Source organism: Psychrobacter proteolyticus, from assembly GCF_038155145.1.
In the GTDB taxonomy this organism is placed as follows: Bacteria; Pseudomonadota; Gammaproteobacteria; order Pseudomonadales; family Moraxellaceae; genus Psychrobacter; species Psychrobacter proteolyticus_B.
In genome coordinates this window covers 1-214 of the sequence record NZ_JBAKAY010000188.1, presented here as the reverse complement: position 1 = coordinate 214, position 214 = coordinate 1, and the positions used below count along the sequence as shown (strand labels likewise).

The window sequence follows — 214 nt, the reverse complement described above, 5'->3', positions numbered from 1 at the left end:
AGATGGATTGAAGTTCTGTGGCGTCACCGACATGATACAGCGAGGATGCAACGCCTGTCATATCTGCTTCTGCAATCCTTGTCCAGCCTTTGGCTGCAACTCATCTTAGAAAGTGTCTGGAGTATTGGGTATCGGTACGATTTGACGTCGTATCTCCTTTGGCAGTGACTTGAGGAGTTGTAGATCCAGTTGATAGCGCCAACCGGGCACACCC

At 50.0% G+C, this 214-nt stretch carries 1 pseudogene; it reads right to left on the bottom strand.

From position 1 onward, the window contains the following. Nucleotides 1-120 precede the first annotated feature (120 nt). A pseudogene (locus tag V6252_RS13460) lies at nt 121-214 on the bottom strand (DUF3418 domain-containing protein); the annotation flags it as partial.